A 693-nucleotide genomic window follows, 5' to 3' on the forward strand; every position below is an offset into this window, starting at 1 on the left:
GGCCCAGGGCAAGAATCTCGAGAACATCACCGCGGACGAGTTCATGGACATCTTCGAGGATGTCGACAGTGATCTCGACAATCCGGGTGGCAACGAAGAGGAAGAGTAGCGGAGTTCGGCGATGGCCAACCCCGAGGACAACAACGACGACTACTGGAAGAAAGCGGTCGACCTGCTCACCGGCTACGTTCTGCCGGAGCGGAAGACGTTGTTCGACACCCTCAAGGGCAACGACGGCATCCCGATGATCCATGTCCGGGTGGAGGACGAGGGAGGTCCGGGCTACTCGTCGGGTTTCCTTTCCTCGGGCGGTTGGGGCACGCACAACACCAACTACACCATTCCGTACTACCAGCCGGCCGGAAACGATACGAGCGTCTCCGAAGGCAGCTACCTCTACCGGTACCGCGTGTACATCACCTTCCTCGCCACGCCCGCGGCCGCGCCCCCGAGCGGGGAGGACGTGATCGCGAAGTTCGAGAAGACGAGCAAGGTCCTGATGGACAAGGGCGGCTCGAACAGCGAGGGCGAGAAGCTCGACTGGGACACCAGCGCCCTGGTCCAGTACATCTACGGTTCCAAGGCCGCCCTCGACCAGTTGACGATGTGGCCTTACTCGACCCACGGATTCGAGAACCGCGGCATCAAGGTGGGCGACGGCACCTACGTCGACCTGCTCACCTTCACCAAGAC

1 pseudogene is annotated in these 693 nt (G+C 61.8%); it reads left to right on the top strand.

What is annotated here, in order from left to right:
• Window positions 1-121 precede the first annotated feature (121 nt).
• A pseudogene (locus LPA54_RS34225) lies at window positions 122-693 on the top strand (hypothetical protein); the annotation flags it as partial.

Origin of the sequence: Streptomyces sp. DH12 (genome assembly GCF_020873895.1) — a bacterium.
Lineage (GTDB): Bacteria > Actinomycetota > Actinomycetes > Streptomycetales > Streptomycetaceae > Streptomyces.